Source organism: Paenibacillus sp. FSL H7-0442 (assembly GCF_038593105.1).
GTDB lineage: Bacteria > Bacillota > Bacilli > Paenibacillales > Paenibacillaceae > Paenibacillus > Paenibacillus polymyxa_D.
This window is the reverse complement of record NZ_CP151963.1, coordinates 2,097,008-2,118,776: the sequence shown is the minus strand read 5'-3', so window position 1 is coordinate 2,118,776 and position 21,769 is coordinate 2,097,008. Positions and strand designations below refer to the sequence as shown.

Sequence of the window (21,769 nt, the reverse complement as noted above, 5' to 3'; positions counted from 1 at the left end):
TCCTCCTTGATTGCTGTCCTTGCATGAAGTACTCATGTGTTAAAACTTAGAAGCAACGATTTGACTACCAAATACCAACCATCTACAAGTACAAAGAGCAGTATTTTAAAAGGAAGTGAAATCATTACCGGTGGTAGCATCATCATCCCCATAGCCATGAGTGTACTCGACACTACAATGTCTATAACTAAAAATGGTATGAAAATCATAAAGCCCATCTGAAAGGCCGTTTTCAACTCACTGATTGCATAAGCCGGAACCATCACCGTTAGTGGAATATCCTGATAATTCTTTGGTTTTTCCATCTTGGTGTATTTCATAAAGAGCAGTAGATCCTTCTCACGTGTATGAGAGAACATAAAGGTCTTGATCGGTACCGATGCCTTGTCCAGCGCCTGAGACTGTGTTATATCCCCCTTGAGATACGGCTGAAGCGCAGTTTCATTCATAGCTGAGAACGTCGGTGCCATAATGAATAAAGTGAGAAACAAAGCCAGTCCAACAAGCACCTGATTAGGCGGCATCTGCTGGGTTCCCAGCGAAGTTCGCACAAAGCCAAGCACAATCACAATTCGCGTAAAACTTGTCATAAGTACAAGCAACGCGGGCGCTACACTAATGACAGTAATAAGTAAAATAATAGACAGCGAGGTGGCACCGGGCTGTCCTTTGTCCGAATTGCCGACTTGAATATCAATGTTCGGAATCGGTTCCGCAGAGGCCGCCGTCACCGAAATGAAGCTGAATAAGACAAGCAGCAAACATGCAAGTATAATCTTTTTTCTCATGAATCTCCCGACCGATCTGTAGTATTCTCCTCATTGCGCAGCTTTTCAAGTTTATCCTTGCGATTCGGCATTTGCCGAAGCTTGGATTCAAACATCTCGTGAAAAGATGTCTCCTCTTCAGGCTGCTGCTGTGCCGCGTTGTTCCGGCGAAGCTTATCCGCAATTTTAGCGAATAGCGGGGCAATCGGGCCGCGCTGCAGAGAAGCTTCCTGCTCCAGTGCGGCCAAAATTTGCTCCACTTCTTCAGGATCGGATACTTTGTCAACAAGCTGGATATCTTCTCCCACACCAATGAGGTACACACTGCTACCTACTTCAACAAGCTGAAGGGATTTATTGGGACCCAGTCCCACGCCTCCCAGTATGCGAACGGAGCGGTTGCTGAACCAGCTCTGATTTCTTTTACTCAAAAACCGTATCAAGTACACGATCAGTACGATGATAAAGATTAGCACGAAAAGGACCCAGGCAATGTTGCCTATATTGCTGGATGTACTCAATGCGTCAGAGGCACCCTGTTGTGTATCCATACTGGGTGCGCCTTAGACACCCAGTGTTTTGTTGATGGCTTCGATAACCCGATCCGATTGGAAAGGCTTAACGATAAAATCTTTTGCGCCAGCTTGAATGGCATCAATAACCATTGCTTGCTGACCCATCGCGGAACACATGATAACCTTTGCATTCGCGTCAATTTGTTTGATTTCCTTTAGAGCGGCAATGCCGTCCATTTCAGGCATCGTGATATCCATCGTAATCAGGTCCGGACGAAGCTCCTTGAATTTTTCAATGGCCTGTGATCCATCTTGGGCCTCTCCTACTACCTCAAATCCATTTTTGGACAGGATGTCCCGAATCATCATTCTCATAAATGCAGCATCGTCCACGATCAAAATACGGTTTGCCATCTGAAATAAATCCTCCCTAAATTATGCTTTTATTGTAATTTTTGAATACGGTCCCATTGACTTACAATATCTGTTACGCGCACACCAAAGTTCTCGTCGATTACGACAACCTCGCCCTTGGCAATCAGTTTGTTGTTTACCAAAATGTCCACCGGCTCCCCAGCAAGCTTGTCTAGTTCAATAATTGAACCTTGTGAGAGCTCCAGAATATCTTTAATTTGCTTTTGGGTCCTTCCTAATTCTACGGTGACTCTAAGGGGAATGTCCATCAATAAATTTAAATTATTTTCATCCACTTGCGCAAATGCACCGGACTGCAAGTTAGAAAATTGTACAGGTTGTACATTTACATTACGTCCCGGTACTGCGCCGTAGTGATGAGGCGTTCCGTAAGGAGCTTGCGGCGGTACACCAGCTGGCATTCCATAACCCGGTGTTCCATAGCCTGGAGCGCCCTGCTGCCCATATCCCGGGTCTTGAGGATACATTGGCGGTTGTTGTCCATAGCCTGCGTCTTGCGGCGCCTGCGCGGCTGCAGGTGGCTGTTGATAGGCTGGTGCAGGCGGTTGCTGCGGAACGCTAGCTTGTTGCGGCACTTCGGGAGCAGCTGTTGCAGCTACCTGCTGTGCAGACGCTTGCGGTTGTTCTTCATCCTCTCCGCCATTCATTAGGATGCTCACCATTTTTTTGGCGAAATTAACAGGTAACAGTTGCATCAGCGTAGAGTCAATAAGATCCCCGATCAATAACCGGAAGGAGACTGTGATGAGCGTCTCTTCATCCGGCAGACTGGATACTCCATCACCGTGCATAGGATCCAAAATATCAATCCCCGGTGGAGAGATATTAACAAAACGATTAAACATAGTAGACATTGAGGTCGCCGACGATCCCATCATCTGGTTCATCGCTTCCTGCACAGCACTAATGTGGATTTCATTCAATTCTTCATCTGCTGGGTTTCCTTCACCACCAAGCATTAAGTCCGCTATCACTTGTGCATCACGCTTTTTGATTACGAGTGAGTTAATACCCTCGAATCCATCGACATAATTTACATGTACAGCTACGTGTGGCTTTGGAAATGCAGTTTCAAATTCAGAACGGGTAATAATTGAAACTTTAGGTGTCGTAATATCCACCTTTTGACCGAGCAGTGTGGAAAGAGCCGTAGCTGCGCTGCCGAACGTTATATTACCGATTTCCCCGAGAGCATCCTGCTCCAGAGGAGTCAGAAAATCGTCAACGGTCTTGCCTGCGGGAGTAGAATCCGTCCCCGCTTCAGACTGTTTCAGCAAGGCATCGATTTCCTCCTGGGACAAATAGTCTTTACTCGTCAATTTCTTCAACTCCTTCGTTGACAATTTCATCAATTTGTACGGCAACACGATCTCTTACCATGCCGGGACTTCCCATAAACTTCAATTTCTCGCCTACCCGGATGGATAGTCCTTCTTTGACAGGTTTGTTCAATGAAATGACATCCCCGACCGAAAGACCCAGAAACTCGGCTACATTTATCCGGGATTCACCCAACTCCGCAATAATAGGGAGCTCTGCTTTGGTGACCCGTAATCTCAAGGCGTCAATCTCTTCGGGCGCCCTTGATTTCTTTTCGGATGTAAACCACTGGTGCGTGGACAGTCTAGCCATAATAGGTTCCAATACCACATGCGGGATACAGAGGTTAATCATCCCTGTGGTATCACCAATTTTGGTACTAAGCGAAATCAGAGCAATCGTTTCATTCGGCGAGACAATCTGCATGAACTGCGGATTTGTTTCCATCGCCTCTAGGCGCGGTTCAATGTCCAGTACCGTTTTCCAAGCCTCTTGCAGGCTATCAAAGGTACGACTGAAAATTCGCTCCATAATCGTCGTCTCGATTTCGGTCAACGCAGTAACCTTTGACGGTGCCGAACCTGTTCCTCCGAGAAGCCTGTCCAACATGGCATAAGCAACGTTCGGGTGAACCTCAAGCACCATACGGCCTTCCAGCGGTTCAGCTTCAAAAATGTTTAGAATGGTCATTTTCGGAATGGAGCGAATGAATTCATCATAAGGAAGTTGCTCCACCTGAACGACATTAATTTGGACAAAAGTACGAAGCTGCGCTGAAAAATATGTGGTCAGATACCGTGCAAAGTTCTCGTGTATCCGCGTCAGACTCCGTATATGATCCTTGGAAAACCTAAGCGCTCTTTTGAAATCATAAGCGCGAACTTTCTTTTGGGTATCTTCCTTTTTAAGTTCTTCCGCATCCATTTCACCGGACGAAAGAGCTGCTAAAAGGGCATCAATTTCCCCTTGTGACAGTACATCCACCAATGTTATTCACCCCCTTACGTGTTCCTGACAAGTTCACCTGGAATCAAATGGCTGCCAGCAAAAAGTCTGTAATTTTGGCGTTCCCCAGGTGACCTTCAGGGAGCGACTTGTTGATGAGATCCGTCAGCTTGTCACTGAACTGGTCCCGGCCTTTAGCCGTTCTGAGCTCATCAGGTTTGGTGTCTGCAAGTAATTGAATAACGATGGGCTTAATACTGATGTCTTTGATTTTTTCAAAAGATTCTTTTGCTTTGGCATCGTTCAATTGAAAAGATAAGTTCATCTGGACAATGTAATCTGCGTCTGCCAGATTTGTTTTGATACCGGTAATTTCAGAGCTCACTTCCACCAATTCATCTGCTGACAATCTTGGAAGTTGTTCTGCCTGAGCAGCTTGCGCATTCGGTATGACTTCCGACTTCTTCCCGCTAAGCGCTGGTATAAGTACAAAGGCCGCGCCTGCAATCAAAGTAATCGCGAGTAAAATTGTAATGAGCCATGGCAGCATCTTCTTCATTCGTCTTCCTCCATTTGTTGCACTTTTATCGTGGCGGCATGCATGCCGATTTCACGGCTGTAACCCTTGATCAAGGAGACGACATCTGCCGCTTTTTCCAATACAATCAACCGTTTCCCCGTCACCAAAGTGACGTATGTATCCGGTGTTTCCTCCACAGTCTCAATGAGCAGCGCATTAAGCCACATAGGCGAGCCGTTCAGCCGCGTTAACGGGATCATCGTAATACCAACCTCCTGATAGGTGCGGAGGAGCCTCTACTCCTCCGCGTTTAAATGAGATTATCGTTTCAAGTTTACAACTTCCTGAAGCACTTCATCCGAGGTCGTAATGATACGCGAGTTCGCTTGGAATCCGCGCTGAGCTACGATCATTTCGGTAAATTCGCCTGTCAGATCAACGTTGGACATTTCCAGCTGACCCGCGATAATAGCTCCACGGCCCTCTGAGTTGGCTGCTCCTGGCTCAATGGCATCAATGTTGGAGTTGACCGTTGTACGATACAGGCTGCCTCCAATTTTCTCCAAACCTTCTGGGTTTGTAACTCTGGCTATACCAATTTGCGTGCCATTATCTACTGTACCATCATCCAGCTGCTGTACAATCGTACCATCCTGCGAGATAGAGACTGCCGTAACATTGTCAGCAAGTGTGATTGGATCTCCACCCGCATCTCCTACAAAAAATCCATCTGCAGTAACCAGATTTCGGTTTGCGTCTATGTGGAAATCACCCGCACGAGTCAGATAAGGGACTTCCTGTGCATCATTCATTTTGATCAGGAAAAATCCGTCACCGTTAATCCGCAAATCCGTCGGATTATTGGTAGTCATTGCACTACCCGGAAGGTGCAGGGTATCAATTGAGCTGACGGACACCCCTAGACCAACCTGCTTGGCATTTTGACCTGCAGTTGTCGTAGCGTCAGGCGCACTTGCACCCGAACTGGTTTGGCTCAAGATATCTTTGAACATCACTCGGCTGGACTTGAAGCCTGTAGTATTTACGTTTGCAATGTTGTTACCGATAACGTCCAGCTTTGTTTGAAAGCCCTTCATGCCCGATACACCTGAATACATTGATCTCAACATTGAGTATAAATCCTCCTCTGATTGGTTGCTTAGTTGACCGCATCAGTCGATCCGCGGCTTTTTCATGGCTTTCCTATTCGGGCCAGCCACTCCATATACATTTTTATGAAATAATTACAGCACTATCTATCTGCGTAAATACGTTATCCTCCATGGACTTCTTATCCATCGCGGTAACAACTGTTCGATTAGGTACACTTACAATCAAAGCCATATCCTGCATTAAAATCAATGATTCTTTGGCGCCTTTGGCAGCTGCTTTATCCACAGCAGAGTTGATTTTCGCCATTTGGTCACTTCTCAACTCTATTCCCCGCTGCTCCAGACGCTTGGCTGCATGGTTGCTCAGCTTGAGCACCTGTTCCTGCAACACCTGACCGAACGGTCTGGCATCCTTGGATACCGAATTTACTCGGTTTTGTGAGATTGCTGCCGGGGGCACGTTGGCGGGAAAAAGGCGTCCGACCGTCATTCTATCATTCATGAGTTCTCACCGCTTCCAGTAGAGGAAGAAGATGAAGTATCCGATGTATTTGTAGCGGGAGTCGTTGTATTAGCCTGACTCACTGATGTTACATCTTTTAATGCCACCTCAGCCGCTCCCATTTTGGCATACTGCACACCGTCGCGAATAACGATAGAATCCACGATTCCACTTTTTACGGTACCCGCACCTGTTTCACCTGTGATGGAGTCTTTTTTACCTGCCTCAATCCAGCTGACTTCTTTTCCTATCAAACCGGAAGCCGTACCCAAAGACTGTCCCAATGCATTCAACTGCGTAGAAATGTTCATCAGTTGTTCCACTGAGGAAAACTGGGCCATTTGAGCGATAAATTCTTTATCCTCCAAAGGCTGCATCGGATCCTGATTTTGTAGCTGGGTGATCAAAATTTTCAGAAATTGATCTTTACCCATAGTCTTAGTATCCTTAGCACTCGCCGTTTTGACATTGTTCACATTGTAATTCGGCCAGACGTTGCTGGTGGATACATTGTTGTCTGTCGTCGTCATTGTGTTCTCACCTCCATCATTACGCTTGTGCTGTAAAGGAGCCTGTCCGATTTATATCATCTGCACGTTGTTCTGCTGTCCAGTTACGGAGTTCCTCTGCCATTTCAGCTACCTTCATAGCATCTTCGCTCTCTTCTCTACCACGAGCTTTGGAACGTTGATTGGATTGCTGCTGCTGCTGATTAGCTCCAGATCCGCGCCCATCCTGATACATATGGGAGGAAAGCGACTCATTGTGCGTGACTTCTACCTTATCCACCTGGATACCTTGGCTCTGGAGACTCGAACGCAGCTGCGACATTTGCTGTTCCAGCAAATCCTTCGCTCCGCTATGCTCAGTCATGAACTGGGCAACCAGATGACCATTTTGCATTGTCAGCTTAACCTCCAGCTGGCCCAGATGATCTGGACGAAGCATGATAGTCGCTTCCGTCAAGCCAGTGTGTTTTACAATGTCAAGTTTCTGCACTACAAATTCGGTCATCTCCTTGGCAAATTGCCGCACATGTACGACTGGTTGAGCCGGAGCCGAAGGTGTTGTTCCTTGCGTTTGTACCGAAAGCTGTCCCGCAGTCGTGATCACTGGAGTCTGATTGTCAGTTGCTGTCGAATCCGCTTGCTCAGTTGCATCTACGAATGCACTCGCTTCATCCGTTGCAGTCGTCTTAACTGCAGACTGAACGAGAATATTAGTTGATGAACGTTGCCCTTCTGAACCTTGTTGATTAGTTTCGCCTTGACTAGCTTGCTGCTGAGAAGCAACAACCTGTTTGTCTGTAGTGGCTGTAGCTACGGTCTGAGTACCATTTGTTCGATTTGCAGAAGGCTGAACTGCTTGTGAATCCCCACCATCAGCAAGTTCCACAGCTTTCATTACACCATTCCACTGCTCATCGGAAATTGCTCCCGTACCTGCCGTTGCGCTTTGGAGCGATTGTAGCAACTGTGTCACCTGGGACTTTTGGTCTCCAGAAGCCTGCTCTGCTACATTGGCAAGTTGTGACAAAGCGTCCTGCAATGCAAATCGAAGAGTAGCCGGGTTGGCTGCCAAGGCTGTTAAGCCTGTCGCCTCTGTCGTTTCTCCACCGTTTAACTGTTGATTTGTTCCGTCGCCTTGCAAAAACTGTTGTACTTGCTGAATCCAAGCTTGAAGAGTTGCAAGCAGAGCAGGATCGGCAGCTACTTGATCATCCAACTTTTCGAGATTCTGCAGCAAAGGAGCCAGTGTTTCGACCAGCGACTCCGTTGGAGCTTCCGTGGATTCTCCAGTCGCAATAAGCGGGAGTACCATAACTAATGGAGAACCGTTCGCATCTGTGCCTGCTGAGCCCGTTTGCCCGCCTGTCATCATTTGCGTAAGTGTTTGATTAAAAGCACCCGTGGTTGCTCCAGCAGCTGTGGCTGTAGTCGTTGTTGAGGCCGTTGTACTGCTAGCTGTCTGACTGGAGCCGAGCGATACACTTTGAGAAATAAGGGTCATTTATTTTTCACCTCCCTTCATTTAAATTACTTACTGCCCATCAGTTTGTTTAAAATTTTTGCGGTCTGAGCCGCATCCTTGGCAGACATATTTTGTAGTAAAGAACCACGTGTCGAATCATCTACTGTATTTAATATGTTTAATGCCTTGTCTGGACTGATTTTGTAAGTTTGCAAAATAAGTTCGGCACCGCTCTTCTTGTCCATGGAAGCAAATGTGCTACTGATTTGAGTGCTTTGCAAACTCTTACTCGTCGTGCCAGCTGTGGTACCTTGATCCTTTTTCAGACGAGACTGCAACGCAGCAACTGACAAATCCGTAGATGGCGTTACGTTTTTCAGAGCCATAGTAATATCGGCTGCTTTTTTAGCGTCCATCTTTTGCAAAATCTTCGCACTGTTGGCAGGGTCCATGTAGCTTAGCAGCTGCACAGTCTCTTCCGTAGTCAGATTCTCCATAATCGGTGCCGCTTTACTAGCTGTCATTCCTTCATACATACTAGCAAGATCTCTGGCCTGTTTTACATAAGGATCTTCATTTGTTGTTCCACCTGTAGTTTGCGTACCAGCCTGTCCCTGCTGACTGGCCTGTGGCTGCTGTTCCTGTTGCGTTTGGAGCGTATTGACCTGATTCTGCAGTTCAGTAACCTTTTTATCTTGTGTCGTCTTAGCAGCGGTAGCCTTTTTAAGCTCCTCCGTCTGCTTGGCTAGATCTGCCTTTAACTGCTGAATGGTTGCTTCAGAACTTTCGGACTGAGCCTTTTGATCTGCCTCTTTCGTCTGTGTAGCCTTATCTTTCGGTTCAGGTACCCAATTTTTAACAACTGGTATTTTGTTCCCTAATGAAATCATTTCGCTTCTGAAGTCCATATTGAACAATGTAAGCAGGACCCCGACCAGAACGATTGTGAACACAATCGGAATCAGGAAAAACATAAACCGTTCAAATCCCCCGCCTGATTCTTTTCCTAAATCAATGTCCAGTTCATTTTCTGCTAACTTCTGTGCCATCGTCTTCCTCCTCAGGCAGCTGATATGCGTATCCTATGACTTTCCGCTTACCGGGCTTTCATGGCAAATCGCACGGAAGCCATTTCATCCAGCTCGTTCTGCTCGCGCAGGAGCACTTCCTGTTGGAATTTCACGTTGGCCTTCTCTCTCGCTTTCAGCCAAACCTGTTCATCCAGCATTTTATCGGTCAAAACGGTTTGTTTGCTTTGCACATTTTGCTGCGCATATTGAACATCCCTATGCTTGCGTGTAATACATTGGTCCAGATGATTAACATAAGCCTGTAATTCCTGAATGGTAGAGAGTGGTGCGCAATCCTCGGCAGCCTTTTGAATGGCTGATATGACTCGATTCCTTTCGCCTACAAGCTGTGTTAATGTCTGCTCCTCAGCCTGCAATTGTCCAACAGCACTGGAAAGCAACCATTCGGCCTGTGACTTTTCGTTGGTTTTCAAGTCTACAACTTTCTGAAAGGAATACTGAAATCTCATCGTTCAACCTTCATCTCCTCGTAAATTCAGAAATCAAACGCTCTCTTACCTCGTCCAGCTCAGCCTTTTCATCTGTTCTTTGTCTTGTAAAATCCCATATATCCCGTATACGCTCCATGGATTCGTCAATTTCTGCATTTGAACCCTGCTGATAGGCCCCAATATTAATCAGGTCCTCCGAATCTTTGTAAATGGCCATCAAGCGCTTAATGTTCTCGGCAGCGTCTATCTGATCTCGTGGTGCGATATCCTTCATAACCCGGCTAATACTCGCTAACACATCGATTGCCGGAAAATGTCCTTTGTTCGCAATTCCACGATTCAAGACAATGTGTCCATCCAAAATCCCGCGCACCGCATCCGCGATGGGCTCGTTCATATCATCACCATCGACCAGTACCGTATAGAAAGCGGTTATGGAGCCAGTAGGGCCTGTCCCTGCACGTTCTAGAAGCTTAGGTAGACTAGCAAACACGGAAGGTGTGTACCCTCTCATTGCCGGTGGCTCCCCTACGGCTAGGCCGACTTCACGTTGGGCCATCGCATACCGGGTAACTGAATCCATCATCAGCATGACATTCAACCCGCGGTCCCGAAAATATTCCGCGATCGTCGTTGCAATAAGTGCACCCTTAATACGGATTAACGCAGGTTGGTCGGAAGTTGCCACAATGACCACGGAACGTTCTAGTCCCTCCGGACCTAAATCCCGTTCAATAAAGTCCAGCACCTCGCGTCCACGTTCCCCGATCAAGGCGATTACATTCACATCAGCTTCCGTATTACGGGCAATCATTCCCATCAAGGTACTTTTACCTACACCCGAACCTGCAAAAATACCAACCCGTTGTCCTTTACCGATAGTAAGCAACCCGTCAATAGCGCGCACCCCGATACTGATTGGTTCCTGCACACGCGGACGATTCAGCGGATTGGACGGAATATTGAAGGTTGAATATCTCGCCATTCGCGAGGGAATCAATGAGCCATCCAGAGGCTGACCCAAGCCGTCCAGCACCTTGCCTAACAGTTCCGACCCGACCTGCACATTCAACGGTTTCCCTGTTCCTACTACATCACAACCGGGACCAATGGATTGCAGTTCTCCAAGTGGCATTAGAAGCACTTTATTGTCCCTGAAGCCTACAACCTCCGCTTGCAACGGCTTTGCCGTTTTACCCGGATAAATGTAACAAACATCCCCGATACTGGCATCCGGACCTTCCGATTCAACCATCAGGCCGATAACCTGCGTAACCTTGCCATTTACCCGAACCGGGTCCAGCTGGCGCAAATGATCCATGTAGCGCTGCGTATTAAGCCCCTTCATGTCTTCGCTCCTCATTCTCATGTGCCAGACGCAGTAGTTCCTTTTTGATCTCAGCTAATTGCGTATCAATCCGCGCATCCACGCTCCCAAAAGAAGAACGGATAACACAACCGCGATCTTTCACGGTACCATCAGGAATAATTTGCAGTTCTGCCTGCGAATCGACAGTTAATGACAATTCTTCTCGTGCACCTTGCACAAATGCGAAATGCTGAGGCGACACACACAATGTAATGGTTCCTTTTTCCCGCTTACGAGCCAAATTTTTACGAATTAATTCAATTGTGTAGTCCGGCTCAAGGCTAAGCTGTTTCTCAATGACCTTCTCAGCAATAGCACTACTCAGTTCAACCAGAAAAGGCTCAGCTTCCTGAATTAGTTGTTCCTTTATCTCATAGGCCTGACGTAGAATATCCTGTGCTTCTTCCATCATCTGCTCTGATTTCGTCTGAAGCTCGACCTCAGCCAGCTTCTGACCTTCTTCATATCCTTGCTGAAACCCATCAGCCTTTAACGACTGAGTCAGCTGATCGTCATGCTCGCGTCGCTCCTGCCACCAGGCTTCAATCTGCTGCTGCGCCTCCTGAAGCATCCGTTCCGCTTCTTCAGCTGCCTCGCGAACCTGACGTTCGGCAAAATCCTTAGCATCTTTCAGCATTTCATCCCGTAGCCGTTCAGCCTCATGATCTCGCTGAGGCTCCGGCTCCGTATATTCAGTTGTGATTTCTTCGTCCGTCGTTTCTGGCGCATACGTATGTGCCACATCAATTGTTTTCAAAGCCTCTACAGGAACATATTGGAAAGATTTGATCAAGTTAGACAATGATGTCATCTCCTCCGCCGCGTGCGATTATAATCTCACCGGCCTCTTCCAATCTGCGGATCGTCGATACGATACGTGTCTGTGCTTCTTCCACATCACGCAACCGCACCGGTCCCATGTACTCCATTTCCTCTTTGAAGGTTTCTGCCATACGTTTCGACATATTTCGGAAAATCACATCACGTACTTCTTCACTGGATACTTTAAGCGCCAATTGCAAATCTGCATTGTCGATATCGCGGACAATGCGCTGAATGGAACGGTTGTCCACATTGACGATATCCTCGAACACGAACATTCTTTTCTTAATTTCCTCAGCCAGTTCTGGATCTTGAATTTCAAGCGAGTCGAGAATCGTACGTTCGGTTCCGCGGTCTACGCCATTCAAAATCTGAACAATGGACTCGATACCACCTGCATTCGTATAATCCTGCGTCGCGGTTGCAGACAGCTTTTGCTCCAACACTCGTTCCACCTGGGAAATAACTTCCGGAGATGTACTGTCCATGACAGCGACACGCCGGGCCACATCTGCCTGCTTTTCCTGTGGCAGAGACGACAGAATTGCAGCCGCCTGCTCGAATTGCAAGTACGAAAGCACGAGAGCAATCGTTTGCGGATTCTCATTCTGTATAAAATTCAATATCTGGTTTGGATCAGCTTTGCGGGCAAAATCGAAGGGTCTTACCTGTAACGTCGCTGTTAGACGGTTAATGACCTCAACTGCTTTTTGCGATCCGAGTGCTTTTTCCAATATTTCTTTAGCGTAATTAATACCGCCTTGGGAAATGTACTCCTGAGCCAAACAAATTTGATGAAACTCGGCCATGATGGAGTCCTTCTCAATGGCATCGACCTTCCGCACATTGGCAATTTCCAATGTAAGTTGCTCGATCTCCTCATCACGCAAATGCTTGAATATTTGAGCAGATACCTCTGGTCCCATTGTGATCAGAAGTATAGCTGCTTTCTGTCTTCCCGTTAAACCTTGACTGCTTGCCTTTGCCAATGAACTCACCTCTATTCGTCAGCCAGCCATGTACGAAGCAGATTGACGAATTCGTCGGGTTTCTTTTTCGCCAGACTTTCAAGCTGTTTACGCACTTGACTTTCATTTGTCACACTTTCCATGGTAATAGACGGGAACTCCGTCGGCGTTGGCATAAGTTGCAATTCTTCATCCAACTCTTCTTCCTGCTTACGACGACCGCGTACGATGAGGAAGATTACACCCGCCAGCAGTGCCAGAACAGCAGCTCCGATGCCCCATAGCCAAGGGTTGGAAGCTGAGAAGAATGTATTTGTGCTCGCAGGCGCCGGAACTGCTTGTGAGAACACCGAAACCTTCTTAGCCAAATCAGCGTCTGTAATTGTAGTACCAGAATTCGCCAACGACGCTCTTACGATATTAACCAAAATATTTTGAATTGCTGTCTGAGTTGCAGTATCCAACGTTTGCTGACCTGTTGGTGGTTCAACTGCTACATTAATGGTTAAATCTTTTACAGTATACGGACTTTGGATAATATCCCTTGCAATTCGGTTAACTTCGTAGTTAATCGTACTTGAGCTCTTATCTGAGCTGGTATTGCCGGAATTAGCTCCTCCGGGGTAGCCCGGAACATCCTGTGTTCCTGTTCCTGCAACTCCTCCGGTTTGTCCACTACTACCTGTATAGCTTTCCTGAATTTGTTGGGCGCTAATTTCAATACCCTTCATTTTCGTTTGGTCAACAGGTGTGACCATTTGTTCCTTTGATGTTACTTTGTCGAAATTTAGCTGGGACATCACAAGTACATTTACCTTGTCGTCTCCAACAATTTTCGACAAAAATTGTTGAACATTATTCCTTACATCGCTCTCAAACTTCTTCTGTAGAGCCATGTTTTCTTGAACACCACTAGTGAGCCCACCTTGGCCGCCCTTGGCCGTTGGAATCAACTCATATTCCTTATTAGTGATCGTAATGTTTTCCACTGGAAGATTCGGTACTGCCGTTTTTACCAGATTAAAGTATCCATCGATCGCCTGCTGATTTGGAGTAAAGCCAGGCTCGAATTCCATTTGAATCGAAGCGGAGGCTTTGTCCTTTTCCTCAAGTCCGGCAAAAATGTTTTCCTTTGGCATATTAATGACAGCTTTGGAGCTTTGGACACCATCCATCCGTTCCAACAGTTGCTGTATTTCGCCGTTCAATGCATTATTGTACTTCACATTGAACTCGTTCTCCGTCATGCCAATGGCAGAGGAGGACTGGTCAAAAGCGCTCATGCCGATTGAACCCTTCTGAATCAGGCCTTGAGACCCAACATCTACCTTCGCCTTATCCGCATTAGCGGTTGGGACTGAGATTTGTGTCCCACCAGCATTAAGTTGATACGGTATACCCGCAGAATCGAGATATTTAATGACTCCGGCAGCATCGTTAGCATTTAAATTTCGGAAAGCCACTTCATACTCGGTTTTGGTAAACTGCATCGTTAGCACTACAACAGCGATAATGATGAATGCTAATGTCGAAACAAGTAATATCTTCTGTTTTTTGCTAAAATTATTCCAATACCCGGAAATCTTATCCCGATATTGGGCGATTCTCTCGTTCACTCCGTCACCCCATCCGAAACTTTGCTAAACCCTCTTTACATCTGTGTACGCATGATCTCCTGATAGGCTTCGATCGCTTTGTTTCGGACCTGTGTAGTAAGCTGCAGGGAAAGCAGCGCTTGTTGGGAAGTGATCATGACCTGATCTACATCAACTTTGCCTGCCATGAATTGGTCGGACATCTGGTGCGTAGCGGCTTCCTGCTGCCCTACTTCATTGAGAGCATCCTTTAGGAAGGAACCAAAGTCCTTCAAGGATTCGGAAGGCGTCGCTTTCGCCAACTCATTGTTAGGCGATTGAATCTGCTGTATTACCGGTGTCTGTACATTAAACATGGCGTTCTGAATCATGTTTTACTCTCCCTATTAAGTAATTAGTAGTCCTAGAGCTTAGCGACCGATTTCAAGCGCTTTGGAAACCATAGCCTTTGATGCATTCAGAGCTGTTACATTGGCTTCGTATGAGCGTGTTGCGGAAATCATGTCGACCATTTCTTTCATAATGTCTACATTAGGCATATATACATAGCCATCTTTATCAGCATCCGGGTGACCCGGATTGTACACAGGCTTCAAAGGTGACTGATCTTCCTGAATTTGCGAAACCTTAACGCCAGCAGCGCTAGTTCTACTTCCTTCCATTTGAGCCTTCAAAACATCGGCAAAGCCAGATTGGTTCGGCTCCAAAACAACCGTTTTTCTCCGATATGGAACTGCTTGTCCATTCTCTACTTTCGCCCGAGTTGTCTCTGCGTTGGCAATGTTGCTAGATATAACGTCCATCCGCAACCGTTGGGCAGTAAGAGCAGACGCACTAATATCAAAGCCGTTGTTAATCTTCACCTATTCCTATCTCCCTTCTACCGCTGTTCTCATCATCTTGATGCGCTCATTAATTTCTTGGATGTAGGTATTATATCTTAGTTGATTTTCAGCCATAAGACTCATTTCTCTGTCGATATCTACGTTGTTCATATTGTTATTCATGACTGAGTACCCATCTTTGGTGACCGTGGCATCTGGAATGGAGTTCACAGGTCCTATTTGAAAATGTCTTGAATTGGTTACTTTTCCACGTAGTGGTGTGACATCCCCGTCCATTTGCTGCTGAAGCAGTTCTTCAAATGAAACCTCCGAACGCTTAAAATACGGGGTATCCGCATTGGAAATATTGTCAGCCATCACACGTTGTCTCGTATTTGCCGCCTGTACACCTGCCTGAAGCTTTTGAAAGCTCATATCACCCAGCAGATTCATTTAGCTCCTCCCTCCCAGCGTCTACTCCAAAGTAAGATTCAATAAAACAAGATTTTTCACTTTTTTTCGACAATAAAATTTCATAATTATACATTTCTTTTAGGTCTTAAGTAGAAAATAATAACTTTCTGTCATATATTCTAAGTTTCGTAGAGTTGGGACCTAATTACAATAAGAAAAAAGCCCTATCTTTTTAAAAAAAGAGGGCTTTAGATGCATAAATTGTTAAATTTTTCAGGTTTTTTTCAAGAAAATGAATGTTTTCTTAGCACTTTACACCTGTAAAAGATTATACGTCCTACTTTTGGAATAGACAGAAAAATCATCAACTTGACCATTATCTAGGTCTAAATGACGGTGCAAGATAGTGTTATTCTGGACCACACACCCTATTTTTAGAAAACCCTATTCATAAAATATACTGACTAAGGTCCCTGTTTTGGGCAATATCTCCCAGCTTCTCACGTACATATTCCGGGGTAATGATCATACGATCCAATGTAAGCTCTGGTGCTTCAAACGACAGATCCTCCAGCAGCTTTTCTAGAATGGTATGCAAACGACGTGCGCCAATATTTTCGGTGTTGCGATTTACAGACTCAGCAATACTGGCAATCTCACGAATCGCTTCCGCAGAAAATTCGACTTCAATCTCCTCGGTACGGAGTAGATCAGTGTATTGCTTGGTCAGCGCATTTTTAGGCTCCGTCAGTATCGACACAAACTCATCCAAAGTCAGGCTACTTAATTCCACACGGATTGGAAAACGGCCCTGAAGCTCAGGGATCAGGTCAGATGGTTTTGCAACATGAAAAGCTCCTGCAGCAATAAACAGAATGTAATCTGTTCTTACCGGACCGTATTTGGTCATGATGGTAGATCCCTCGACAATAGGTAAAATATCGCGCTGGACGCCTTCTCTCGACACATCGGGGCCACTCCCCTTACCCTGGCTGGCAATCTTATCTATTTCATCGATAAAAATAATACCCGATTGCTCAGCACGCTTCACAGACTCCTGAATCACATCGTCCATATCGATCAATTTGGCGGCTTCATCTTGAATCAACACCTTGCGAGCTTCCTTGACTGGCAGCTTGCGCTTCTTCGTCCGCTTGGGCAGAAAACTTCCGAACATCTCCTGCATATTCATACCCATTTGTTCATTCCCTTGCCCAGCAAACATATCGAGCATATTGGGTGCAGTATCCTCCACATCAATCTCTATGACATCATCCTCAAGCTTACCGGACAACAGATCGAATTTAACCTTACGGCGCTTTTCTGCCAAAGATCCATCCTGTTGTGGTGGTTCTTCTTCTACCGAAGTTCCCGTGTTATTGCCAAACAGCATTTCAAAGGGATTACGTTGCGATTTGTTTGACTTTTCTGCAGGTACAAGGATGCTGACAATCCGTTCATTTGCCATGTCCTCCGCTTTGTCCTTCACATTCTCTGTTCGTTCCGACTTGACGATGCGAATGGAGGTTTCCATCAGATCACGCACCATGGATTCCACATCACGACCGACGTAACCTACTTCTGTAAATTTGGTCGCCTCTACCTTGACAAAAGGAGCCCCCACGAGCCGTGCAAGTCTACGTGCAATTTCAGTTTTACCCACACCAGTCGGTCCGATCATCAAAATATTTTTAGGCACAATTTCATCCCGTATGTCATCCGGCAGCTTGCTACGCCGATAGCGGTTGCGCAAGGCAACAGCAACAGATTTTTTTGCTTCCTTTTGTCCGACAATATACTTATCCAGCTCGGATACCACTTGTCTGGGCGTCAACGATTGATTATTCATTTTGCACTCCTCCACCCTTGAATACTCAGAGCCGATTTACAGTTCTTCCACGATAATCTGATTGTTCGTATACACACATATTTCCGAAGCAACCTCTAGCGCTTCCCGTGCCATGTCCTTTGCTTCCATGCCAGAGCCATGGCGTTTGAAAGCGCGGGCAGCAGCCAATGCAAAATTGCCACCTGAGCCAATGGCAAGCACATCATCATCCGGCTCGATAATTTCGCCGCCTCCAGAAATGAGCAGCATCCCGGAAGAGTCCATCACAATCATAAGCGCTTCCAGTTTACGCAGGATACGATCCTGACGCCAGTCCTTGGCCAGTTCCACGGCTGCTCTTTGAAGATTTCCGTGGTGTTCCTCTAGCTTATTTTCAAACTTTTCAAATAACGTGATAGCATCGGCCACCGAACCCGCAAATCCTGCAACGACCTGACCACGATACAATCTGCGTACTTTTTTTGCCGTCTGCTTCATTACAACACTGTTACCGAACGTTACCTGTCCATCACCCGCAATAGCTCCTTTGCCATTGTGGCGTACAGCGCAGATGGTGGTAGCATGAAAGGACATATCCATAACGCGCTCCTCCTTTTCCTTCATCCCTATGCCTGTACTTCAGCTGATATAACTCCCGTTTCATTGATATAACCGCGCAAACTTTCCAACGCGCGACTAGCGAGAGCTTCATTCTTTTCCTTTTTGTTACGAATCCGTTTTTCCAACTTTGGAAGCAAACCAAAGTTTGCATTCATCGGTTGAAAATGTTTAAAATCAGCGGTCGTAATATACCGCGCCATGCTGCCTAATGTCGTTTCTGCAGGAAATACAAACATTTCCTGTCCACGTGCTGCTCGTGCCGCATTCATCCCGGCCAGCAGACCAGAAGCTGCCGACTCCACATATCCCTCTACACCGGTCATTTGTCCGGCGAAGAATAGATTACTTCTTCCCTTGAACTGATAGGTTGGATGAAGTTGCTGCGGTGAATTAATAAAGGTATTGCGATGCATCACACCATAACGTACAAACTCTGCCTCTTCAAGACCCGGAATCATTGAAAATACACGCTTTTGCTCCCCCCATTTGAGGTGAGTCTGGAAACCAACCAGATTATACAGCGTTCCTGCAGCGTTGTCCTGCCGAAGCTGAACAACTGCGTGAGGCAGTTCACCTGTATGCGGATTTACGAGACCCACAGGTTTCATAGGTCCGAACAATGCCGTTTGTTTCCCACGTTGCATCATCACTTCGATGGGCATACAGCCTTCAAAATAAATTTCTTTTTCGAATTCCTTGACTTGCGCTACCTCAGCCGTAATCAGAGCCTCATAAAAAGCATCAAATTCCGCTTCGTTCATCGGACAATTCAAGTACGCTGCTTCTCCCTTATCATAACGGGAAGCCAGATAAACCTTGCTCATGTCGATAGAGTCCTTTTCCACAATCGGGGCCGCCGCATCGTAAAAATAAAAATACTCCTCTCCCATCAGTGATTTAATCTGTTCCGACAAAGCTGGAGAAGTTAAAGGCCCCGTCGCAATAACCACAATACCGTCCTGTGGGATTTCCTGAAGCTCTTCATTAACAACCTCGATCAAAGGATGTTGATGAAGCGTATCAGTAATATGACCGGAAAATCCGTCACGATCTACTGCCAATGCACCGCCAGCCGGAACAGCATGACGATCTGCTGCGCTCAGAATCAAGGAGTTCAGTATTCTCATCTCTTCCTTCAGTACGCCTACTGCATTCGTTAGGCCGTTTGCCCTCAAGGAATTACTGCATACCAGTTCGGCAAATTTATCTGTATGATGTGCTGGTGTTTTTACAACCGGCCTCATTTCATATAACTTGACTGGCACTCCACGGCTTGCAATTTGCCAGGCAGCTTCGCTGCCCGCCAAGCCTGCTCCGATGACCGTTACCTTTTGTAGTTCACTCACGTTTAAATCCCCCTGCTAATGTTGTTCTTAAGAAGTCTCTACACTCTCATCGCTCTCTTCCAGCATTTCGCTGTGATCGCAGACAGTACAGTTGAGCTTCGTTCCTTGTTTCGTACGTTTTTCAACCATTAGGCTACTGCAACTTGGGCAAGGCTTAATGGACGGTTTATCCCAGGATACAAAATCACATTCCGGGTAGCGGTCACATCCGTAAAAGATACGTCCCTTTTTACTTCGTCGTTCGACAACATGTCCCTCACCGCATGTAGGACAATCAATCCCGATATCCTTAACAATTGGCTTTGTGTTACGGCAATCTGGAAAAGCAGAACAGGCCAGGAATTTACCAAATCGGCCAAGCTTATAGACCATTTGGCTGCCACACTTATCACAAATAACATCGGATACTTCATCTTTTATTTCAATTTCTTTCATTTCTTCTTCAGCCACTTCAAGTCGCTTCTCGAATGACTCGTAAAAGTCACTCAACACTTTGACCCAATTACCTTCGCCTTCTTCGACGTGGTCAAGATCACCTTCCATATGAGCTGTAAATTCCACATTCAAAATCTCTGGAAAGAACTCCTCCATCTGTTCGATGACCAATTCGCCCAGCTCTGTAGGGAAAAACTTCTTCTCTTCAATAGCAACGTACCCACGTTTCTGAATGGTTTCCAGCGTCGGAGCATACGTACTTGGACGTCCTATACCCAGTTCTTCCAGCGTCTTAACAAGTCGCGCTTCCGTATAACGGGGAGGCGGTTGTGTAAAATGCTGCTTCGGCTCAACTGCTTCTTTTTTTAATTTATCGCCTGGTTGAAGTGGTGGCAGCAGTTTATCTTCTTCGGTTTTACCGTCGTCATTTCCCTCTACATACACTTTCATGAAACCTGGAAAACGAACCTTCGAACCTGCTGCCCGGAATATCGTCTCACCCGCTTCAATATCTACGGACAAAGTATCCATAATAGCAGAAGCCATCTGGCTGGCCATGAAACGTTCCCATACCAATTTGTACAAACGGAACTGATCCCGACTCATAAACGGTTTAACTGTTTCCGGTTCGCGTAACGCAGAGGTTGGGCGAATCGCTTCATGCGCATCTTGGGCGTTGGCCGCTTTTTTTGAATATTGACGAGGAGTTTCAGGTACAAAAGCTTCGCCATATTTTTGAATAATTAATTCTTTCGCTTCCTCTTGAGCTGAAGCGGCGATCCGTGTGGAATCCGTACGCATATACGTAATTAGACCCACGGTCCCTTCTTTACCTAAATCCACACCCTCATATAGCTGCTGAGCTACAGACATCGTTTTAGAAGCACGGAAGTTGAGCTTCCGAGCCGCCTCCTGCTGCAAGGAACTTGTTGTGAATGGAGGAGAAGGATTGCGTAAACGCTCTTTCTCTTTCACATCGCGCACCTTGTAAGACGATTTTCCGATAGCTTCCAACACTTCTTGTACATCCGCTTCGCTGGAGAGTTCTTTCTTTTCACCGCGCAGCTTATGAAATTTCGCTTCAAAGGTGCTGTCTTTAATAGCTAGTTTAGCTGTAATCGTCCAGTATTCTTCTGGTACAAACTCACTGATCTCGTTTTCCCGGTCCAGAATAATTTTCACCGCAACCGACTGCACACGCCCAGCGGATAGGCCCTTTTTCACCTTTTTCCAGAGCAACGGGCTGATTTTGTAGCCTACAAGTCGATCCAGTATCCGTCGTGCCTGTTGAGCATTGACCAAATCCATATTGATTTTACGGGGTGTTTTAAAAGCATCTTTGACAGCCTGCTTTGTAATTTCATTAAATACCACACGGCAATCTGCCGTATCGTCCAGTTCCAGCGCATGCGCTAGATGCCAGGCAATAGCCTCACCTTCGCGATCCGGGTCAGCCGCCAGATATACTTTTTTCACTTTTTTTCGGGCATCCTTTAATTCTTTTAGAATTGAGCCTTTACCTCGAATGGTAATGTATTTGGGATTAAAATCATTTTCGACCTCTACGCCGATCTGACTCTTCGGTAAATCCCTGATATGACCCATGGAAGCCTTGACGATATATTTGCTGCCTAAGTATTTGCCGATCGTCTTCGCCTTGGAAGGCGATTCCACGATGACGAGTGAATCCGCCATAGGCTCTTCCTCCTCTCAATTACACACATGAGTATGATAGACTTCCTGAAATGTGGTGAGCTATAGTTCGTAGAGAAGTTACACGATGGAATTGATCTTACAATTGCTGTTTGTAACGGAATTCTTAGATTTTATAAACCTTCGATAAAGTTAGAATTCCATTACAAAGGCGAACGCTGTCGCTTTTCCAAGTTCAAATCCAACGCTTCACTAGTACGAGCTATAAATTCAACACATTTCAGG

Annotated in this window: 24 protein-coding genes; all 24 read right to left on the bottom strand. The window is 46.2% G+C overall.

Going from position 1 to position 21,769, the window contains the following annotated elements; all coding sequences use genetic code 11:
• Positions 1–32 precede the first annotated feature (32 nt).
• Positions 33–788, bottom strand: coding sequence for a flagellar type III secretion system pore protein FliP (fliP, locus tag MHH57_RS09735; RefSeq protein WP_013309901.1), 756 nt, complete (start codon positions 786–788; stop codon positions 33–35).
• Complete coding sequence (locus MHH57_RS09730; RefSeq protein WP_029517000.1) at positions 785–1,318, bottom strand: flagellar biosynthetic protein FliO; 534 nt, start codon at positions 1,316–1,318, stop codon at positions 785–787. Before MHH57_RS09730 ends, fliP begins: the two co-directional genes overlap by 4 nt.
• Before the next feature lie 12 nt (positions 1,319–1,330).
• Positions 1,331–1,696: a response regulator gene (locus MHH57_RS09725; RefSeq protein ID WP_010346372.1), complete on the bottom strand. Its 366-nt coding sequence runs from the start codon at positions 1,694–1,696 to the stop codon at positions 1,331–1,333.
• A gap of 29 nt (positions 1,697–1,725) precedes the next feature.
• A complete protein-coding gene (gene fliY / locus MHH57_RS09720; protein ID WP_029516999.1) occupies positions 1,726–3,036 on the bottom strand; it encodes a flagellar motor switch phosphatase FliY in 1,311 nt (436 codons plus the stop codon).
• A complete protein-coding gene (gene fliM / locus MHH57_RS09715; RefSeq protein ID WP_029516998.1) occupies positions 3,026–4,024 on the bottom strand; it encodes a flagellar motor switch protein FliM in 999 nt (332 codons plus the stop codon). Before fliM ends, fliY begins: the two co-directional genes overlap by 11 nt.
• A gap of 43 nt (positions 4,025–4,067) precedes the next feature.
• Positions 4,068–4,541 carry a flagellar basal body-associated FliL family protein gene (locus MHH57_RS09710; protein ID WP_023988194.1) on the bottom strand — a complete coding sequence of 158 codons (474 nt, stop codon included), beginning with the start codon at positions 4,539–4,541 and terminating at the stop codon, positions 4,068–4,070.
• A complete protein-coding gene (locus MHH57_RS09705) occupies positions 4,538–4,762 on the bottom strand; it encodes a flagellar FlbD family protein (RefSeq protein ID WP_013309896.1) in 225 nt (74 codons plus the stop codon). The genes MHH57_RS09710 and MHH57_RS09705 overlap by 4 nt, the downstream gene beginning before the upstream one ends.
• Positions 4,763–4,822: 60 nt before the next feature.
• A complete protein-coding gene (gene flgF, locus MHH57_RS09700) occupies positions 4,823–5,632 on the bottom strand; it encodes a flagellar basal-body rod protein FlgF (protein ID WP_318626666.1) in 810 nt (269 codons plus the stop codon).
• Positions 5,633–5,735: 103 nt separating this feature from the next.
• Positions 5,736–6,116: a TIGR02530 family flagellar biosynthesis protein gene (locus MHH57_RS09695; RefSeq protein WP_039274704.1), complete on the bottom strand. Its 381-nt coding sequence runs from the start codon at positions 6,114–6,116 to the stop codon at positions 5,736–5,738.
• Positions 6,113–6,646 (bottom strand): flagellar hook capping FlgD N-terminal domain-containing protein, encoded by a 534-nt coding sequence (locus MHH57_RS09690; RefSeq protein ID WP_318626667.1) that lies wholly within the window; start codon positions 6,644–6,646, stop codon positions 6,113–6,115. The genes MHH57_RS09695 and MHH57_RS09690 overlap by 4 nt, the downstream gene beginning before the upstream one ends.
• A gap of 19 nt (positions 6,647–6,665) precedes the next feature.
• Positions 6,666–8,126, bottom strand: a complete 1,461-nt coding sequence (locus tag MHH57_RS09685) for a flagellar hook-length control protein FliK (protein ID WP_342435048.1) — start codon at positions 8,124–8,126, stop codon at positions 6,666–6,668.
• Between the two features lie 26 nt (positions 8,127–8,152).
• Positions 8,153–9,136, bottom strand: coding sequence for a kinesin (locus MHH57_RS09680; RefSeq protein ID WP_341039248.1), 984 nt, complete (start codon positions 9,134–9,136; stop codon positions 8,153–8,155).
• A 47-nt stretch (positions 9,137–9,183) separates the two neighbouring features.
• Complete coding sequence (fliJ, locus tag MHH57_RS09675; protein WP_029516992.1) at positions 9,184–9,627, bottom strand: flagellar export protein FliJ; 444 nt, start codon at positions 9,625–9,627, stop codon at positions 9,184–9,186.
• A gap of 10 nt (positions 9,628–9,637) precedes the next feature.
• The gene (gene fliI / locus MHH57_RS09670) at positions 9,638–10,957 is read right to left on the bottom strand and encodes a flagellar protein export ATPase FliI (RefSeq protein WP_029516991.1); all 1,320 of its coding nucleotides are present in this window, start codon (positions 10,955–10,957) and stop codon (positions 9,638–9,640) included.
• Positions 10,944–11,780 (bottom strand): FliH/SctL family protein, encoded by an 837-nt coding sequence (locus MHH57_RS09665; RefSeq protein WP_342435047.1) that lies wholly within the window; start codon positions 11,778–11,780, stop codon positions 10,944–10,946. Before MHH57_RS09665 ends, fliI begins: the two co-directional genes overlap by 14 nt.
• Complete coding sequence (fliG, locus tag MHH57_RS09660; RefSeq protein WP_013309887.1) at positions 11,773–12,789, bottom strand: flagellar motor switch protein FliG; 1,017 nt, start codon at positions 12,787–12,789, stop codon at positions 11,773–11,775. The genes MHH57_RS09665 and fliG overlap by 8 nt, the downstream gene beginning before the upstream one ends.
• 11 nt (positions 12,790–12,800) lie before the next feature.
• Positions 12,801–14,384: a flagellar basal-body MS-ring/collar protein FliF gene (gene fliF, locus MHH57_RS09655; RefSeq protein ID WP_342435046.1), complete on the bottom strand. Its 1,584-nt coding sequence runs from the start codon at positions 14,382–14,384 to the stop codon at positions 12,801–12,803.
• 35 nt (positions 14,385–14,419) lie between these two features.
• Positions 14,420–14,734, bottom strand: a complete 315-nt coding sequence (fliE, locus tag MHH57_RS09650) for a flagellar hook-basal body complex protein FliE (protein ID WP_029516989.1) — start codon at positions 14,732–14,734, stop codon at positions 14,420–14,422.
• 39 nt (positions 14,735–14,773) lie between these two features.
• Complete coding sequence (gene flgC / locus MHH57_RS09645; RefSeq protein WP_029516988.1) at positions 14,774–15,226, bottom strand: flagellar basal body rod protein FlgC; 453 nt, start codon at positions 15,224–15,226, stop codon at positions 14,774–14,776.
• 6 nt (positions 15,227–15,232) lie between these two features.
• A complete protein-coding gene (gene flgB, locus MHH57_RS09640; RefSeq protein ID WP_013309883.1) occupies positions 15,233–15,640 on the bottom strand; it encodes a flagellar basal body rod protein FlgB in 408 nt (135 codons plus the stop codon).
• A 409-nt stretch (positions 15,641–16,049) separates the two neighbouring features.
• The gene (hslU, locus tag MHH57_RS09635) at positions 16,050–17,450 is read right to left on the bottom strand and encodes an ATP-dependent protease ATPase subunit HslU (protein WP_029516987.1); all 1,401 of its coding nucleotides are present in this window, start codon (positions 17,448–17,450) and stop codon (positions 16,050–16,052) included.
• A 36-nt stretch (positions 17,451–17,486) separates the two neighbouring features.
• Positions 17,487–18,029 carry an ATP-dependent protease subunit HslV gene (hslV, locus tag MHH57_RS09630; protein WP_013309881.1) on the bottom strand — a complete coding sequence of 181 codons (543 nt, stop codon included), beginning with the start codon at positions 18,027–18,029 and terminating at the stop codon, positions 17,487–17,489.
• A gap of 26 nt (positions 18,030–18,055) precedes the next feature.
• On the bottom strand, positions 18,056–19,396 hold the full coding sequence (gene trmFO / locus MHH57_RS09625) for an FADH(2)-oxidizing methylenetetrahydrofolate--tRNA-(uracil(54)-C(5))-methyltransferase TrmFO (protein WP_039274718.1): 1,341 nt from the start codon (positions 19,394–19,396) through the stop codon (positions 18,056–18,058).
• 27 nt (positions 19,397–19,423) lie between these two features.
• A complete protein-coding gene (topA, locus tag MHH57_RS09620) occupies positions 19,424–21,526 on the bottom strand; it encodes a type I DNA topoisomerase (RefSeq protein WP_029516985.1) in 2,103 nt (700 codons plus the stop codon).
• Positions 21,527–21,769 lie beyond the last annotated feature (243 nt).

What these genes read in the sequence shown, in the direction of transcription:
- fliP (WP_013309901.1), bottom strand. Translation starts at nt 788, where the DNA reads ATGAGAAAAAAGATTATACTTGCATGTTTGCTGCTTGTCTTATTCAGC.
- MHH57_RS09730 (WP_029517000.1), bottom strand. Translation starts at nt 1,318, where the DNA reads ATGGATACACAACAGGGTGCCTCTGACGCATTGAGTACATCCAGCAAT.
- MHH57_RS09725 (WP_010346372.1), bottom strand. Translation starts at nt 1,696, where the DNA reads ATGGCAAACCGTATTTTGATCGTGGACGATGCTGCATTTATGAGAATG.
- MHH57_RS09710 (WP_023988194.1), bottom strand. Translation starts at nt 4,541, where the DNA reads ATGAAGAAGATGCTGCCATGGCTCATTACAATTTTACTCGCGATTACT.
- MHH57_RS09705 (WP_013309896.1), bottom strand. Translation starts at nt 4,762, where the DNA reads ATGATCCCGTTAACGCGGCTGAACGGCTCGCCTATGTGGCTTAATGCG.
- flgF (WP_318626666.1), bottom strand. Translation starts at nt 5,632, where the DNA reads ATGTTGAGATCAATGTATTCAGGTGTATCGGGCATGAAGGGCTTTCAA.
- MHH57_RS09695 (WP_039274704.1), bottom strand. Translation starts at nt 6,116, where the DNA reads ATGAATGATAGAATGACGGTCGGACGCCTTTTTCCCGCCAACGTGCCC.
- MHH57_RS09690 (WP_318626667.1), bottom strand. Translation starts at nt 6,646, where the DNA reads ATGACGACGACAGACAACAATGTATCCACCAGCAACGTCTGGCCGAAT.
- MHH57_RS09685 (WP_342435048.1), bottom strand. Translation starts at nt 8,126, where the DNA reads ATGACCCTTATTTCTCAAAGTGTATCGCTCGGCTCCAGTCAGACAGCT.
- MHH57_RS09680 (WP_341039248.1), bottom strand. Translation starts at nt 9,136, where the DNA reads ATGGCACAGAAGTTAGCAGAAAATGAACTGGACATTGATTTAGGAAAA.
- fliJ (WP_029516992.1), bottom strand. Translation starts at nt 9,627, where the DNA reads ATGAGATTTCAGTATTCCTTTCAGAAAGTTGTAGACTTGAAAACCAAC.
- fliI (WP_029516991.1), bottom strand. Translation starts at nt 10,957, where the DNA reads ATGAAGGGGCTTAATACGCAGCGCTACATGGATCATTTGCGCCAGCTG.
- fliE (WP_029516989.1), bottom strand. Translation starts at nt 14,734, where the DNA reads ATGATTCAGAACGCCATGTTTAATGTACAGACACCGGTAATACAGCAG.
- flgB (WP_013309883.1), bottom strand. Translation starts at nt 15,640, where the DNA reads ATGAATCTGCTGGGTGATATGAGCTTTCAAAAGCTTCAGGCAGGTGTA.
- hslU (WP_029516987.1), bottom strand. Translation starts at nt 17,450, where the DNA reads ATGAATAATCAATCGTTGACGCCCAGACAAGTGGTATCCGAGCTGGAT.
- hslV (WP_013309881.1), bottom strand. Translation starts at nt 18,029, where the DNA reads ATGGATATGTCCTTTCATGCTACCACCATCTGCGCTGTACGCCACAAT.
- topA (WP_029516985.1), bottom strand. Translation starts at nt 21,526, where the DNA reads ATGGCGGATTCACTCGTCATCGTGGAATCGCCTTCCAAGGCGAAGACG.